The organism is Burkholderia sp. 22088, from assembly GCF_052045915.1.
In the GTDB taxonomy this organism is placed as follows: domain Bacteria; phylum Pseudomonadota; class Gammaproteobacteria; order Burkholderiales; family Burkholderiaceae; genus Burkholderia; species Burkholderia cepacia.
Genome location: NZ_JBQEPY010000001.1, coordinates 447,825 through 461,769 on the forward strand (window position 1 = coordinate 447,825; position 13,945 = coordinate 461,769).

Consider the following 13,945-nt stretch of genomic DNA (forward strand, 5'->3'; position numbering starts at 1 on the left):
GTGCGCGAAAAATCCACGGGCGACTGCAAACAGCAACCCGGCGTGATCGCGCCGGTCGTCGATCTGAAGCGTTGCGAAGGCAAAGGGGATTGCGTCGCGGTTTGCCCTGAAAACGTGTTCGAGGTCAGACGCATCGACCCGGCCGATTACGTCGGCCTCGGCCTGATGCATCGCCTGAAGCTGCGCGTGCACGGCATGGAAGTCGCCTACACGCCGAACGCGCATGCGTGCCGGTCATGCGGACTGTGTGTGACCGCGTGCCCCGAGCGCGCCATCACGCTCGCCCGAATCGCATGACAACCTCCGCATGTCGCCGATATCGAGCGACCGCGCCGAAACCCTGGCGGGAGAGGCGCCGCCGAATACATCGTCGACGTGATCAATCTCGTCAAGGAACGCACATGGCTTCACCCACCGCCGTTCTTCTGCGACGGCTCCACGAAGAGAGCCGGACCGAAATCATCGCCCGCGCCCGCGCGCAGTTCCTGGGATCGAACGAGGAGCTTCTGTCGTTAGCAGAGGAATACGAAGCGATCGCCCCCCGTCTGCGGGGGCGGTTTCTCGAAACGTTCGGGCTGTTCACCGACGACTTCGAATCCCCGGAAGGCAGCCGGCTATCGTTGGCCGTGTCGCCGGAAACGGGCGGGTTCTTGCGCAACATGGTGCTCTCGCAACGGCCGGCCCGCATCCTCGAACTCGGCAGCTCGTGCGGCGTGTCCACGCTGTATTTCGCCGAGGCACTGCGCACGTTGGGCCGTGGCGTGGTCGTCGCGACCGAACGCGACCCGCTCAAGTGCGCCCGATTGCGCGATCACGTCGGCACGGCGGGCCTGGACGCCCATGTCGACATCCGGGAAGGCGACGTATTCGAGACCGTTGCCGAACTGGACGGGCACTTCGACATGGTATTCATCGACGTCTGGGCCGACGCCTACCTGAAGTTGTTCAGGCAGATCGAGCGCTTGCTGCGCCCGGGGTCGATCGTTCTGGCCGATAACATGTACACGGCCGAGGACGCCGTTCGACCGTACAAGCACTATCTCGATGACGATCCGCGCTTCTCGACCATGACACTGGATTTTGAATCCGGGATCGAATTCACGGTCGTCGTTTCTCGCGCGGACATGGCGTCGCAGGGCCCTTGCCGCGACGGCGCGCAGTGAAGGGCGCAACCGTCGATCGCCGGGCATCCCGCTTCGGATTTCGCCCGCCAGCGGTCGGCGCACGCGGGCGTTGCGTGACCGCGGCCGTAACCGTGACCGTGCGCGGAAGATGCGACCGTCTGCCGTGGGCCGCCGGGCGACCGATAGCCCGGCCATCCGCGAAGCATCAGGAACGATGCGTGAGCGCGTTCCCGCGCCCCGCATCGACACACGCTCAAACCGGATTGATCTCGTCCTGGCTGCGCCGCGTCGTCAGCGGCCCGAGCACGCGCAGCGTGATGGCGACCATGCCGAGCGCAACCGAGATCACGCCGAACATCGCGCCCGCGCCGTAACCGCCGAGCACCGGCAGCAACACGAACGGCAGCGCACCGCTGACGATGCGCGACAGCGCATAGGTACTGCCGATCGCCGTCGAGCGTACGTGCGCCGGAAAGATCTCCGCCTGGTACACGTGATACGCGTTGCTGAACACGTTCGACGCGCAGGTCGTCAGGAACCCGAAGCCGACGATCAGCACGGTTTGGCCCGAGTACGCGAAGCACAGCCCGAACGCCGCGATCGACAGGATCGACGCAATCACGAGCGTGCGGCGCTCGATCCAGTTGAGCAGCGGAATCGACAGCAGCGAGCCGACCGGATAGCCGATGAACGACAGCGCGATGAACAGCGTACTGTCCGTCACGTCGAAGCCGCGGCTCTTCACGACCGTGCCGGCCAGCGTGCCGAAGCCGTAATAACCGAAGCCCTGGAACAGATGAAAGATCGCGAGCATCAGGTAGCGCGCGCCGTACGGTTCGCGCCGCAGCAGCGCGATACGCTCGCCGAGCCCGAGCGGCCGTTGCGGCTCGACCGGTTCCGCGAATTGCTCGGGCACGCGCACGCCGGTGCCCTCCGCGAAGCGCCGCAATGCCGCGTATGCATCGGCGGTGCGACCCTGCGCGAGCAGCCAGCGCGGGCTTTCCGGCAGCCGGTGCTGGACGAACAGCACGTACACCGCGCCGAGGCTGCCGATCGCGAGGATGATGCGCCAGCCGGCCACGCCGCCCACGTGCAGCGGATTCAGCCACAGCGCGAGGAAACCGACGAGCGGCACCGCGACATAGGAAGTCGTATAGGCCCACGCGGCGAGCCGCCCGCGCTTTTCCTTCGGCAGGATCTCGGACAGGAAGCTGTCGGCAACCGGATAGATCGCGCCGACGCCGATGCCGGTCAGGAACCGGCACGCGACGAGCATGTCGGCGTTCACGGAGAACGCACCGACCAGCGAGAACGCGCTGTACCACGTGAGCGTCAGCAGGAAGGCCTTGCGCCGGCCGATGCGGTCGGCGAGGCTGCCGAGGCACATCGCGCCGACGAACATGCCGATGAACGCCGAGGCCAGCAGCAGCTTGAAATCGGTGCTCTGCCGGCTCAGCCCGTATTCGTTCTGCAACGCGGAACCGATCGTGCTGACGAGGAAGATCTCGTACATGTCGAAAAACAGCCCGATACCGATCACCCAGACAACGAACCGGTGCAATGCGCCAACCGGCAGGTCGTCCATGAAATCGCCGAGCGTGACGCGGCGGGCGGGGAGGGCCGACCCGGCAGCGCCCGTGCCGGCGGCGGACGCAGGTCGTGCGGGCGCGGGTTCGCCCGCGTTGCCGCCGAGATCGAGGGAATGGCTGTTCATCGTGTCTCCTGATTATCGGTACGCCGTGGCGCGAAGCCCGGCCGTTCGCGACCGGCGCGATGCATCCGGTCGCACGACGTGGCGGCAGGCACCGCAAGGCCGTTGAAAGGGCCGGACAGGCGGGCTGTACCGATCGTCAGGCACATGGTGGGTAAATCCGCGGCACGTGATAATTGCGGATGTTTCAAGCATCCTTTCCCGCGCAGAAAGGGTGCGGAACACGCGGCAGCCGGCATCCGCGCGTGAGGCCCGTGCAGCCTGCGTGGCGTGCGGTCGCGCACCGGAACCGCCGGCGCGCTCACGCAACCGGCTGGCCGGGAAAACCATGAGGCCCGTTGCGCGACTGCCGGCGAAACAACCGCCGGCAGTCGGGCCGTCATGCTCAGTCGGCCGGCACGAACGCCGCCCCGTGAAACACGCGCACGGGGTTGCCGCGCTCGAGCGCAAAGTGCTGCATCCGCCGCTGCCGGCGCGCGTCGGACGCGTGACGGTCGGCTTCCTGCTGCAGTCGAACCTGCAGCAACTGCAGCGCGAGGCGCTTGTTCGCGTGCTGGCTGCGCTCGCTTTCCACGCGCACCGACAGGCCGGTCGCGACATGAGTCGCACGAATCGCCGAGCTCGTCTTGTTCACGTGCTGGCCGCCCGGCCCGCGTGCGCGCATCGCTTCGAACCGCACGTCGCCATCCGGCAGCGGCTGCGCGTCGGCGCAGCGCGTGACACCGATGAACCAGTTCTTGCGCGGATGGCGCAACCGGTACGGGCTCGCGCAAATCCATTGCAGCGTGCCCGTCCAGCGGTCCGCCAGCGCCTGCGCGCCGGCACCGTCGAGATCGAGCAGCGCCGAGCGCAACGTGCCGGGCCGTTCGCCCGGTTGCACATCGAGCACCGTGACGACGACGCGCTGCGCATCGGCTTCCGCCTGCAGGCGCCGCAACGCATTGGCCGCGGCGAGCTGGCACTCCAGCGGCCCGTGTGCCGAAGAAATCTGCATCAGCATCGGCCAGCCTCCCCGGACGTCTTGTAGGTCAGCACCGGCGCGAGCCGCGCGAGCTTGCGCAGCAGGCCGGCCGCCTCGAGCGCGTCGACGACGCTGTCGATCGGCTTGTAGGCCTGCGGTGCTTCCTCGTACAGCAGTTCGCGGTCTTCACAGACGACGTGGCTGCCGAGCGGCGTACGCGTGAGCTGCGACGGGGTGAAGCGCCGTTCGAGACGCCCCTTGCAATCGCCGCGCGCCCACTTGCGGCCCGCGCCGTGTGCAAGCGACGCGAGGCTGGCCGCATCGTCGGGCCGCACGGGGGCGACGAGATAGCTGTAGTCGCCGCGCGACCCGGGAATGATGACCGGCCCCGCATCGGCCGGCGTCGCGCCTTTGCGATGCAGCCAGCCGGGCTCGCCGTCGACGCGCGCGCGGCTCACCAGGTTGTGGTTCACGTCGAGCACGCACCGGCCGTCGCTGCGCCAGCGCGCCAGCATGCGCCGCGCGATCAGGTCGCGATTCGCGATCGCGTAGCGCAACGCCGCGTCGTGGCGCGCAAGGTATGCCGTGCATGCGGCATCCGTGTCGTCGAGCCCGTTGTAGCCGTGCTCGCGCATGTGCTGTTCGAGGATCGACTGGCCGAAACCGCGCGACCCGCTGTGCACGAGCAGCAGCAGGCGGTCGCGATCGATGCCGAGCGCCTGGACGGCATCGGCGTCGTACACCGCGTCGATCCGCTGCGCTTCCGCGAAATGATTGCCGCTGCCGATCGTGCCGAGCGATGCCGCGAATGCGTGATCCTCGAACCCGGCGGCCGCGATGAGCGGCTGCCAGCTTGCATCGGGCGTGGTGTCGATCGAGCCGAGCCGGCTCGCGAGCTTCGACGGGCTGACGCGCCGCGCATCGAGCGCGGTTTGCCACAGCGCCATTCCGCAGCCGATATCGCCGCCGATCAGCGCCGGGTACAGCCGGCCCGTCGAAAAGAACGCGGCGCCGACCGGGTAGCCGCGTCCGGGGTGAAGATCGGGCATGCCGGCGACACGCCGCATGCCGGGGAGGGTGGCAGCGTGTTCGAGCTGCCGGATGGCCTCACCTTCGATCCAGGTGGTGGCGCAAGCGCACAAGGTGACGCGCTCGCCCAGGTATTGCATGGAATTGCCCATGGAGGTTTCCGTTCGATGAAAAGGTAGAACGGCGGGCCATGGCGCAGGCAGCGCTCGAATGCGCTGCCTGACATCGGAAGTCGGGAAGAGGGCGGCACGACCGGATCGGAACGACCCGGCTCATCGCCGTGACGGCGATACGGTGTGCGGCTGCGTGGCGTGAACGATGAAACGGACGGACGCGAAAAACCCGGACTACGACCCGCGACGGGAGGAGCGTTGGCGTGACGTCATGATGTTCTTCTCCTTGCGAGTGAGGGGTTGATCGGAATGGCGGCGACTCTAGCATGCACGCAGCGGGCGCAGCAAGCGGGTAGCGCGGCGGCGCCTACCGAATCGTCGCTCGATGTGGCGAAAAACACACATATAGACATCCTGACAATGTTCGTGCCGATGGCGCGTGCGGCACGCCACAGCAGGCACTCAACGCATGCAGGCGGCTGCATCAGCGGGCTCCGGCAGCGCTTGACAGTGCAAAAGCCGTTTCGTAGCATCCGCCTGCTTCATCCCTGAACCCTCATCGAACCGGTGATCCAAGTGCCCGCAAACATTCGTCCCTTCGCCTGATACGCCGACGACTGCCGTCCCGGCCGCGTGTCGTCCTGCCCGTTTCCGCCCGCCTCGCGGCGCCGGAACGTCGACTGCAGGAACGCGCCCGGACAAGCACTGACACCGCAACGCACACCAGACCGTTCGTTCACGTCGTCGGCTTTTTCCCCTGTTTCCGGAGAAAGACCATGACGCTGGATTTTCGCGCATACGCGCAATCGCTCGACCTCGCCCGCTACCCGCGCACGCCGCATCTCGAAGGCTCGCGCCTGCAGGACGGCGACGAAGGTCGCGAACACGTTCCCTATCGCACCCTCGCGGGCGCACACATCGTCGTCGAGGAAAAGCTCGACGGCGCAAACACGGGCATCAGCTTCGGCCCGGCGGGCGAACTGCTGCTGCAGTCGCGCGGCCACTACCTGGCCGGCGGCGGCCGCGAGCGGCAGTTCGGTTTCGTGAAGACGTGGGCCGCCGCCCATGCAGGCTGGCTGCTCGACCGCCTCGGCGATCGCTACGTGATGTACGGCGAGACGATGAGCAAGAAGCACGCGGTGTTCTACGACGCGCTGCCGCATCACTTCTTCGAATTCGACGTGTTCGACCGCACGACGGGCCGTTTCCTGTCGACGTGCGCGCGTCGCGCGCTGCTTGCCGACGGGCCCGTGCTGTCGGTGCCCGTGCTGTACGAAGGCATCGCCCCGGCGCAGCTCGCCGACCTGAAGGCACTGCTCGGCCCGTCGCTCGCGAAGACGCCGGACTGGCGTCGCGCGTTCGAGGAAACGGTGCGGCGGCAGGGGCTCGACCTCGCACGCGCATGGCAGCAGTGCGACAAGTCGGCCCGCGCGGAAGGGCTCTACGTGAAGGTCGAGACGGACGACACGACGACCGCGCGCCTGAAGTGGGTCCGCCACGATTTCGTGCAGGCGATTCTTGAATCGGCGCGCCATCACTCGGAGCAGCCGTTCATCCCGAACCTGCTCGCACCGGATGTCGACCTGTATGCGCCGCGGCCGACGGTCACGTGGCGATCGATCGCCGCGACGCGCGCGCACCCATGAATGCGGAACGGCCGTGCGCCGTTTCGAGAGGAGTCTTGATCATGAAGTACGAACAACTGCAGGCACTCGTGCCCGCGCCTGGACGGCAGCCGGACTACCGCGCATGCATCGCGGCGTTTCCCGCGCTCGAACAGGCGAAGACGACACCGCAGGAGCCTGCGCATCACGGCGAAGGCGACGTGTGGACGCATACGACAATGGTGATCGATGCGCTGCTCGCGTTGCCCGCTTATCAGGCCGCATCGCGCGCCGACCAGGAAATCGTGTTCCTGGCCGCGCTGCTGCACGACATCGCGAAGTACCGCACGACGGTCGTCGATCCCGTCACCGGCGCGATCGGTCATCCCGGCCACTCGCGCAAGGGAGCGATCGATGCGCGTATCGCGCTGTGGGATGCCGGCGTGCCGTTCGCGGTGCGCGAGGCGATCTGCCGGATGATCGCCGTGCACCAGGTGCCGTTCTTCGCGATGAGCGGGTCGCGCCGCGGCACGCCCGAGTTCATCGCGCGTGAACTGTCGTGGCAGGTGAGCCTGCCGCTGCTGTGCCTGCTCGCCGAAGCCGATATGCGCGGGCGCATCTGCAGCGATACGCAGCGCGTGCTCGACAACATCGAACTGTTGCGCGAACTGGCGCGGGAAGAGGGGTGTTATGGCCAGCCGCGCGCGTTCGCCGATGCGCACACCGCGCTCAGCTACTTTCGCGGCGCGGACGTGCATCCCGACTATCCGCTGTTCCGCACGCCGGGCTCGCGGGTCGTCGTGATGTCGGGCCTGCCCGCGTCGGGCAAGAACACGTGGGTCGCGCGGCATCATCCGGACCTGCCCGTCGTGTCGTTCGACGATGCACGCGATGCATTGGGGCTGCGCCATGGCCAAAACGAGGGCGCCGTCGCGCACCATGCGGTCGACGCCGCGAAAGCGCTGTTGCGGGAGAAGCGGCCGTTCGTGTGGAACGCGACGAACCTGTCGCCGCTGATGCGCAAGAAGACGCTCGACCTGCTGTTCGCGTACGGCGCCGACGTGACGCTCGTCTATCTCGAGCAGCCGCGCGCGGAGCTGTTGCGCCGTAACGCGCGGCGCGACACGTCGCTGACGAACCGCGCGCTCGAGGCGATGCTGCCGCGCTGGGATCCGCCGCTGCCCACCGAGGCGCACGCGGTGCGGTACGAAGTCTGATGCGGCGGCGTCACGGCAAATGTCACCGCACGAGCCGGTATGCCGCCCGTCATTGCGGCATACCGGCTCGCATCATTTCAGCGCGGGATTCTGCTGCGTCGCACACGCGCGCAACGCGGTGACGAGATCGGGCTGGCCGAGCTTCTCGAACAGGTCGGCCATTTCCATCTGCGCGACCGGATCGCCTTCGCGCGCCGCGCGCCAGCGCAGCGACGCGATCATCCCGCTCATGCCCTCGCCGGGCGTTTCGCCGTCGTAGCCCGACATCGCCTGCAAGACATCCGCAAGCTTGTTGTAGCCGGCCGGCACGTGATGAACGAGCAGCCACGCAATCGCCGGCTGCGCGCCTTCCCAATCCTCGTCGTCGAGCGAACTGCTCGCGAGGCGCGCGGCCGCTCGCCACGAACCGAGCGATGCGGCCTTCGCGTAGGCCTTGTCGGCGTCGCGGCCGCGCGACGACGGCGCCGCGTCGAACGCGGCCTGCGCTTCGGCCGACGGCGGCGGCAGCGCGAGCTTCGTGCAGCTGAACGCACCGGCATCCGGTGCGTTGCCGGGCAGACCGGCCCAGCGCGCCTGGTCCTTCAGCGCGCGATCGAGCGTGGGCCGCACGTCGCTTTCCTTCATCGACGCGAACACCCAGTCGGTACGGACATGGCGCGCGGCGTCCCAGTCGCTTTCGGCAGCGGCATGTTGCGCGAACGCGAGGCAGGCCGCCGCGCAGCCGATGCGGAACAGGTTTCGGACAGGAGATTTCATCGCCGATCGCACCTCAACTCGCCACGATGATGAAGGTGGTGAGCGCGATCGGAAACAGCGCGAGGCCGAGCAGGCCCAACGCGCCATCGGCCGCCATCGCGATCGGCGACAAGGCCAGCTTCGCGCCGCGGCCGACAGCCGTCAGCTTGTCCGTCACCGTGACCTCGTACGGCCGATTGAACGCCTGCGGGACTGACGAAGACGTGACATCGTTCGGCAGATAGCGCTTGCCGCTGATCCTGCCTTCCGACTCCAGGTAGGCGCCGTCCTTCTTGAAACCGTCCGCGAGCGCACGCTCGCGCACGTCGGAGCCGGTCGGCGCATCCGCGTAGTCCAGCCTCATCGTGTATTGACCGGTAATCGCGTCGCCGTGCGCCTCGAAATCGCTGAACGCCGTGTGAATCTTGGGGCGATAGGGGGCGTTGAGCACCGTCGCAAGGCTCGGCGGCATCTCGAAGATGTAGTGATACTTCTTGCCTAGCACGACGAGCTGTTTGCCGTCCGCGGTAATCAGGAACGTCGACAGGGTTTCGTCGTATTTCGAATCGCTCATCCACGCCTTGGTGACGGGGCCGAAATTGGAGCAGCCGGCAAGCATGCCGGACGCGGCCACGGCGGGCAGCGCGAGAAATGTTCTTCTTTTCATGAGTGCGGGTTGGTTGTGGTTCGTTATTCAGCGGAACCGCTTGAATGTCGGACGCTGCGTTCGATGAACGCGGCGCCCTGACGGCCGTTCGTGCGGTTTTTTCGCCTGCGCATTGTAGGGCCAAAGCGGCAAGTGCAGCATCCCCCGGGCCGGGCATCGCACCGGTGTGCGGTAGACTGCTCGCTCGCTTGCCTGCCGCCCATCACACGGCCGTTCGCACCCGGCCCGCTCAAACCATGGATCGAATCGACGCGATGAAGGTGTTCGTCGCCACGCTGGACGAAGGCAGCCTCGCGGGCGCGGGCCGCAAGCTCGGCCGGTCGCCGGCGGCGGTCAGCCGCGCGATCGCGTTTCTCGAGGCGCACACGGGCACCGCGCTGCTGTACCGCACGACCCGGACGATCCGGCTCAGCGAAGCCGGCGAACGCTACGCCGCCGCGTGCCGCCGCATCCTGTCCGATCTCGAGGAAGCCGACATGCTGGTCGCCGACGAACGCTCGGCGCCGCGCGGCATGCTTACCGTCACCGCGCCGGTCGCCGCGGGCGAGGACGTGCTGCGCGCGCTGCTCGACGAATTCATCGAACGCCATCCCGCCGTGTCGATCCGCCTGCAGTTACTCGACCGTCCCGTCAGCCTAATCGACGAAGGCATGGACGTCGCGCTGCGGATCGCGCACCTGAGCGATTCGACGCTGGTCGCGATTCCGGTCGGCGCGGTGCGGCGGGTCGTCGTGGCGTCGCCCGATTACCTGGCCACGCATCCGGCCATCGAGACGCCGGCCGATCTCGCCCGGCACCGGATCATCTCGATGACGCATTTCGGCCTCGATTCGTGGAGCTTCCCGCCGTCCGCGCCGGCAGCGCTGCCGCAGGTCGTCCAGTTCGCGCCGCGCTTCATCATCAACACGATCCGCGGCGCGGTCGCGTCGGCCGTCGCCGGCCACGGCGTCACGCGGCTCTTTTCCTACCACGTCGCCGAACCGGTGCGGGACGGCACGCTGCGGATCGTGCTGCGCGACAGCGAACACGCGCCGTTGCCGATCCATCTCGTCACGCCTTACGGGCGCCTTTCCGTACCGAAGGTGCGCGCGTTCGTCGATTTCGCGGCGCCGCGCCTGCGCGAGCACTTCGCGCGGCTGGCGGCCATCACCGACGGCGATTGAACCGGGATACGGAAGAATGGCTTTCGAGTGACGGCGATTCACTCGGCAATCGGCTCAATCTAGACTTCCTTCAACCAACGGACGCGCATGGCGCCCGTTCAGCGAATGGAGGTCAACATGGATCGAGCGCTTCCTGGCCGGCCCCGCGCCCGTGCGTTCGGCGCGCGCCGCGCCGGATCCGGCATCGGCGTTGCGCGTTTCGCCTTCGTGCCGTTGCCGGCAAATTTCGTAGCCCAAGGGTTTGCCGCACCGACGACCACGACGGCGAGGGCGCAATGAGCACGATCTCGCAAGCCCCTGCCGCGGCACGGGCCGAACGGCCCTCCGCCGGCTACGCCGAACGCAACGCGCGCTACTGGCGGCGCAATCTCGCCGTGTGCGTGTTCGGGTCGTTCACGACGCTCGTCAGCCTGAGCATGCTGCTGCCGTTCCTGCCGCTGTACGTGCGGCAACTCGGCGTCGAAGCGCAGTCGGCCGTGATCCAGTGGTCGGGCGTCGCGTTCGGCGCGACGTTTCTCGGCACGGCCGTCACCGCGCCGCTGTGGGGCCGGCTCGCGGACCGCTTCGGCCGCAAGCCGATGCTCGTGCGCGCGGCGATCGGCATGGCGATCGTGATGTCGCTGATCGGCGTCGCGCACAACGTGGTCGAACTCGTCGTGCTGCGGCTGCTCGCGGGGCTCGTCGGCGGTTACGCGTCGGCCTCGACCGTGATGGTCGGCACGCAGGCGCCGCGCGAACGCGCGGGCTGGGCGCTCGGCATCCTGTCGACCGGCGCGCTCGCGGGCAACCTGGTCGGGCCGCTCGTCGGCGGGCTGCTGCCGGGCTGGCTCGGCATTCGCGGCACGTTCTTCGCCGGTGGCGCGATGATCGCCGTCGCCGCGCTGCTGACGATCTTCGTCGTGAAGGAGGATTTCCACGCGGGCACCGACGCGAAACCGCGCACCGCGAGCGCGACGGCCGGCACGTCACGCGGCACGAATCGTGCGGCGGTGGCCGCGCTGCTGGTGACGGCGATGATGGTGCTGCTCGCGAACATGTCGATCGAGCCGATCATCACCGTCTATATCGGCGGCCTCGGTGTCGGTGGCGATCATCTCGCGCGTATCGCCGGCGTCGTGATGGCGTGCTCGGCGCTCGGCAGCATGCTGACCGCCGCCCGGCTCGGCGCGCTGGCCGACCGGATCGGCAGCTGGAACGTGATCATCGGCTGCCTGTTGCTGACCGCGCTCGCGATGGTGCCGCAGGCGTTCGTCACGCACTGGTGGCAGCTCGCCGCGCTGCGCGCGCTGATGGGCATGACCCTCGCGGGCTTGCTGCCGTCGATCGGCAAGCTCGTGCGGCAATCGGTCGACGAGCGCGCGACCGGGCAGATGCTCGGCTACCTGCAGTCCGCCCAGTTCAGCGGGCAGGTGATCGGCCCGGTGATCGGCGGGCAGATCGGCGTCGCGCTCGGGCTGCATTCGGTGTTCTTCGTGACGGGTGCGCTGCTGGCGGCTTGCGCGGGGCTCGCGCATTGGGCGCGCGGCCGATAGCCGATAGCCGCTGGCCGACGGGTCACGGGCGGGCGTAGGATGGGCGCAGCAGCAGGTGCCGCGCCGCGCAACGCGCGATGTCGTACGCCGTCGCCGCGACGGCAAACACCGCACCGCACGGCTGCGCGCCTTTTCGACAGAACTTTCATGCGACCGGCTGCGCGCAAGGCACGACCCACGCGCTTCGGCCCGCATCCGGTCGAGGCATTTCGATTGCGGATCTTGCAGGAGGCCAGCGCCATGAATCAATCGACCGACAACCGGACGCTGTTGCGCACACTCGGCGTGCGCACACCGATCGTCCAGGCGCCGATGGCCGGCGTCAGCACGCCGGCGCTGGCGGCCGCCGTGTCGAATGCGGGCGGGCTCGGCTCGCTCGGCGTGGGCGCGACGAACGCCGAAGGCGCCCGCAGGATGATCCGCGACACGCGCGCGCTCACCGACCGGCCGTTCAACATCAACGCGTTCTGCCACCAGCCGGCACGCGCCGACGCGGCCGTCGAACGCGCCTGGCTCGACTGGCTCGCGCCGGCGTTCCGCGAATACGGCGCGACGCCGCCCGCATCGCTGTCGGAGATCTATACGAGCTTCGTCGCGGACGACGCGATGCAGGCGCTGCTCGTCGAAGAGAAGCCGGCCGTCGTCAGCTTCCATTTCGGGCTGCCGTCCGCGGACGTAATCGACGCGCTGAAGCGCGCGGGCGTCACGCTGTTCGCGACCGCGACGAATCTCGACGAGGCACGCCGGATCGCCGCCGCCGGCATCGACGCGATCGTCGCGCAGGGCATCGAAGCGGGCGGCCACCGTGGCGTGTTCGATTCGACCGCCCGTGACGACCGCCTCGGCACGTTCGCGCTCACGCGCCTGATCGTGCGCGAATGCGCGCTGCCGGTGATCGCCGCCGGCGGCATCATGGACGGCGAGGGCATCGCCGCCGCACTCGCGCTCGGCGCGCAGGCCGCGCAGCTCGGCACGGCCTTCGTCGCGTGCCCGGAGACAGCGATCGACGACGGTTATCGCCGCGCGCTGCTAAGTGGCGCCGCACGGCGCACAACGTTCACGGCCGCGATCTCCGGCCGGATCGCGCGCGGGATCGCGAACCGGCTGACCGCGCTCGGCGACGACCCGCAGGCGCCGGCCACGCCCGCGTACCCGATCGCCTACGACGCCGGCAAGGCGCTGCATGCAGCCGCGAAGGCAAAGGGCGAATTCGGCTACGGCGCGCAGTGGGCCGGGCAGGCGGCGCCGCTCGTGCGGCAGCTGCCGGCGGCCGAGCTGTTCGCCGCACTCGAACGCGAGACGCGGGCGGCGATCGAGCGGATGCAGCACGTGCTGGATTGATCGCGCGATCCGCGCTCCACACGCGGCGGGCCGCATGCGCATGCCGGCGATCGGAGAATGCAACCCGATTGCCCGCCGCCGATTTGAAACGTCCTGTATCTGCGCGAACCGCGGATACATCGCGATACATCGCAGGTTCGGGCGTCCGTTATAAAGCAGGCATGACCTCTTCTGGAGCGCACCATGTCTGCAACCTGGCTCAAAGGGTCCTGCCATTGCGGGGCCGTCAGATTCGAAGTCCGAGCCGCCGTGACGCCGGCGGTTCGCTGCAACTGCAGCCTGTGCCGCCGGCGCGGCGCGCTGATGAGCCCGATGTTCGCCGCGAGCGAACTGAAGATCGTCGAAGGCGAGGGCGCGCTGACGTGCTACCGCTTCAACACACACACGGCACGCCACTATTTCTGCAGCCATTGCGGCGTCTATCCGTTCCATCAGACCCGCAAGGACCCGGCCTGCTGGCGCGTCAATCTCGGCTGCCTTGACGGTATCGACCCGTATGCGCTCGACGCGACGGTCGCCGACGGCGCGAGCCTTTCGGTCGTGGAGGACGCATGAAACGCTGGCTGATGATCCTGCTGTTTGCGGCAGGCGGGGTCGCGACCGAAATCGCGCATCCGGTGCAATGCACGCTGCTGTCGGCCAGCCGTGTGCAGACCGGCAAGCGCCGCACGCCGCCTTGACGGCGCGCGGCGCCCGTTGGTTCATCGAGACCGATTTATCATGCTTCCGATAAGATCGCACGCGATAT

General features: G+C 68.2%; 14 protein-coding genes. 9 read left to right on the forward strand and 5 right to left on the reverse strand.

Annotated elements, in window-relative coordinates; genetic code table 11:
* Positions 1 to 297, forward strand: a complete 297-nt coding sequence (locus ACTJLD_RS02190; RefSeq protein WP_059700385.1) for a 4Fe-4S dicluster domain-containing protein — start codon at positions 1 to 3, stop codon at positions 295 to 297.
* A 104-nt stretch (positions 298 to 401) separates the two neighbouring features.
* Positions 402 to 1,163, forward strand: coding sequence for an O-methyltransferase (locus ACTJLD_RS02195; protein ID WP_059700292.1), 762 nt, complete (start codon positions 402 to 404; stop codon positions 1,161 to 1,163).
* Positions 1,164 to 1,377: 214 nt separating this feature from the next.
* On the opposite strand, the gene ACTJLD_RS02200 is transcribed toward ACTJLD_RS02195, so the two are convergent.
* The 3 genes from ACTJLD_RS02200 to ACTJLD_RS02210 all read right to left on the reverse strand — a co-directional run bounded on the left by ACTJLD_RS02200 (position 1,378) and on the right by ACTJLD_RS02210 (position 4,977).
* Positions 1,378 to 2,838, reverse strand: a complete 1,461-nt coding sequence (locus tag ACTJLD_RS02200; RefSeq protein WP_440657870.1) for an MFS transporter — start codon at positions 2,836 to 2,838, stop codon at positions 1,378 to 1,380.
* Positions 2,839 to 3,220: 382 nt separating this feature from the next.
* Positions 3,221 to 3,835 (reverse strand): peptide chain release factor H, encoded by a 615-nt coding sequence (gene prfH, locus ACTJLD_RS02205; RefSeq protein ID WP_021159612.1) that lies wholly within the window; start codon positions 3,833 to 3,835, stop codon positions 3,221 to 3,223.
* Positions 3,829 to 4,977, reverse strand: a complete 1,149-nt coding sequence (locus tag ACTJLD_RS02210) for an RNA ligase RtcB family protein (protein WP_440657871.1) — start codon at positions 4,975 to 4,977, stop codon at positions 3,829 to 3,831. The genes prfH and ACTJLD_RS02210 overlap by 7 nt, the downstream gene beginning before the upstream one ends.
* A gap of 737 nt (positions 4,978 to 5,714) precedes the next feature.
* On the opposite strand from ACTJLD_RS02210, the gene ACTJLD_RS02215 reads away from it, so the two are divergent.
* A complete protein-coding gene (locus tag ACTJLD_RS02215; RefSeq protein ID WP_440657872.1) occupies positions 5,715 to 6,584 on the forward strand; it encodes an RNA ligase family protein in 870 nt (289 codons plus the stop codon).
* Between the two features lie 41 nt (positions 6,585 to 6,625).
* A complete protein-coding gene (locus ACTJLD_RS02220; RefSeq protein WP_440657873.1) occupies positions 6,626 to 7,759 on the forward strand; it encodes an AAA family ATPase in 1,134 nt (377 codons plus the stop codon).
* A gap of 72 nt (positions 7,760 to 7,831) precedes the next feature.
* On the opposite strand, the gene ACTJLD_RS02225 is transcribed toward ACTJLD_RS02220, so the two are convergent.
* Both ACTJLD_RS02225 and ACTJLD_RS02230 read right to left on the reverse strand, forming a co-directional pair.
* The gene (locus tag ACTJLD_RS02225) at positions 7,832 to 8,515 is read right to left on the reverse strand and encodes a hypothetical protein (protein WP_226230923.1); all 684 of its coding nucleotides are present in this window, start codon (positions 8,513 to 8,515) and stop codon (positions 7,832 to 7,834) included.
* Between the two features lie 13 nt (positions 8,516 to 8,528).
* Positions 8,529 to 9,161, reverse strand: a complete 633-nt coding sequence (locus tag ACTJLD_RS02230; protein ID WP_027787377.1) for a hypothetical protein — start codon at positions 9,159 to 9,161, stop codon at positions 8,529 to 8,531.
* Positions 9,162 to 9,397: 236 nt separating this feature from the next.
* Between ACTJLD_RS02230 and ACTJLD_RS02235 the strand changes: the two genes are divergently transcribed.
* The 5 genes from ACTJLD_RS02235 to ACTJLD_RS02255 all read left to right on the forward strand — a co-directional run bounded on the left by ACTJLD_RS02235 (position 9,398) and on the right by ACTJLD_RS02255 (position 13,877).
* Positions 9,398 to 10,324 carry a LysR family transcriptional regulator gene (locus ACTJLD_RS02235; RefSeq protein ID WP_060172273.1) on the forward strand — a complete coding sequence of 309 codons (927 nt, stop codon included), beginning with the start codon at positions 9,398 to 9,400 and terminating at the stop codon, positions 10,322 to 10,324.
* 275 nt (positions 10,325 to 10,599) lie between these two features.
* Entirely contained in the window at positions 10,600 to 11,856 is a 1,257-nt protein-coding gene (locus ACTJLD_RS02240; protein ID WP_440657876.1) for an MFS transporter, read from the forward strand.
* A gap of 240 nt (positions 11,857 to 12,096) precedes the next feature.
* Positions 12,097 to 13,197: an NAD(P)H-dependent flavin oxidoreductase gene (locus ACTJLD_RS02245; RefSeq protein ID WP_440657877.1), complete on the forward strand. Its 1,101-nt coding sequence runs from the start codon at positions 12,097 to 12,099 to the stop codon at positions 13,195 to 13,197.
* A 183-nt stretch (positions 13,198 to 13,380) separates the two neighbouring features.
* Positions 13,381 to 13,752: a GFA family protein gene (locus tag ACTJLD_RS02250; protein WP_048022703.1), complete on the forward strand. Its 372-nt coding sequence runs from the start codon at positions 13,381 to 13,383 to the stop codon at positions 13,750 to 13,752.
* On the forward strand, positions 13,749 to 13,877 hold the full coding sequence (locus ACTJLD_RS02255) for a hypothetical protein (protein WP_440657879.1): 129 nt from the start codon (positions 13,749 to 13,751) through the stop codon (positions 13,875 to 13,877). Before ACTJLD_RS02250 ends, ACTJLD_RS02255 begins: the two co-directional genes overlap by 4 nt.
* The last annotated feature ends 68 nt before the right edge of the window (positions 13,878 to 13,945 follow it).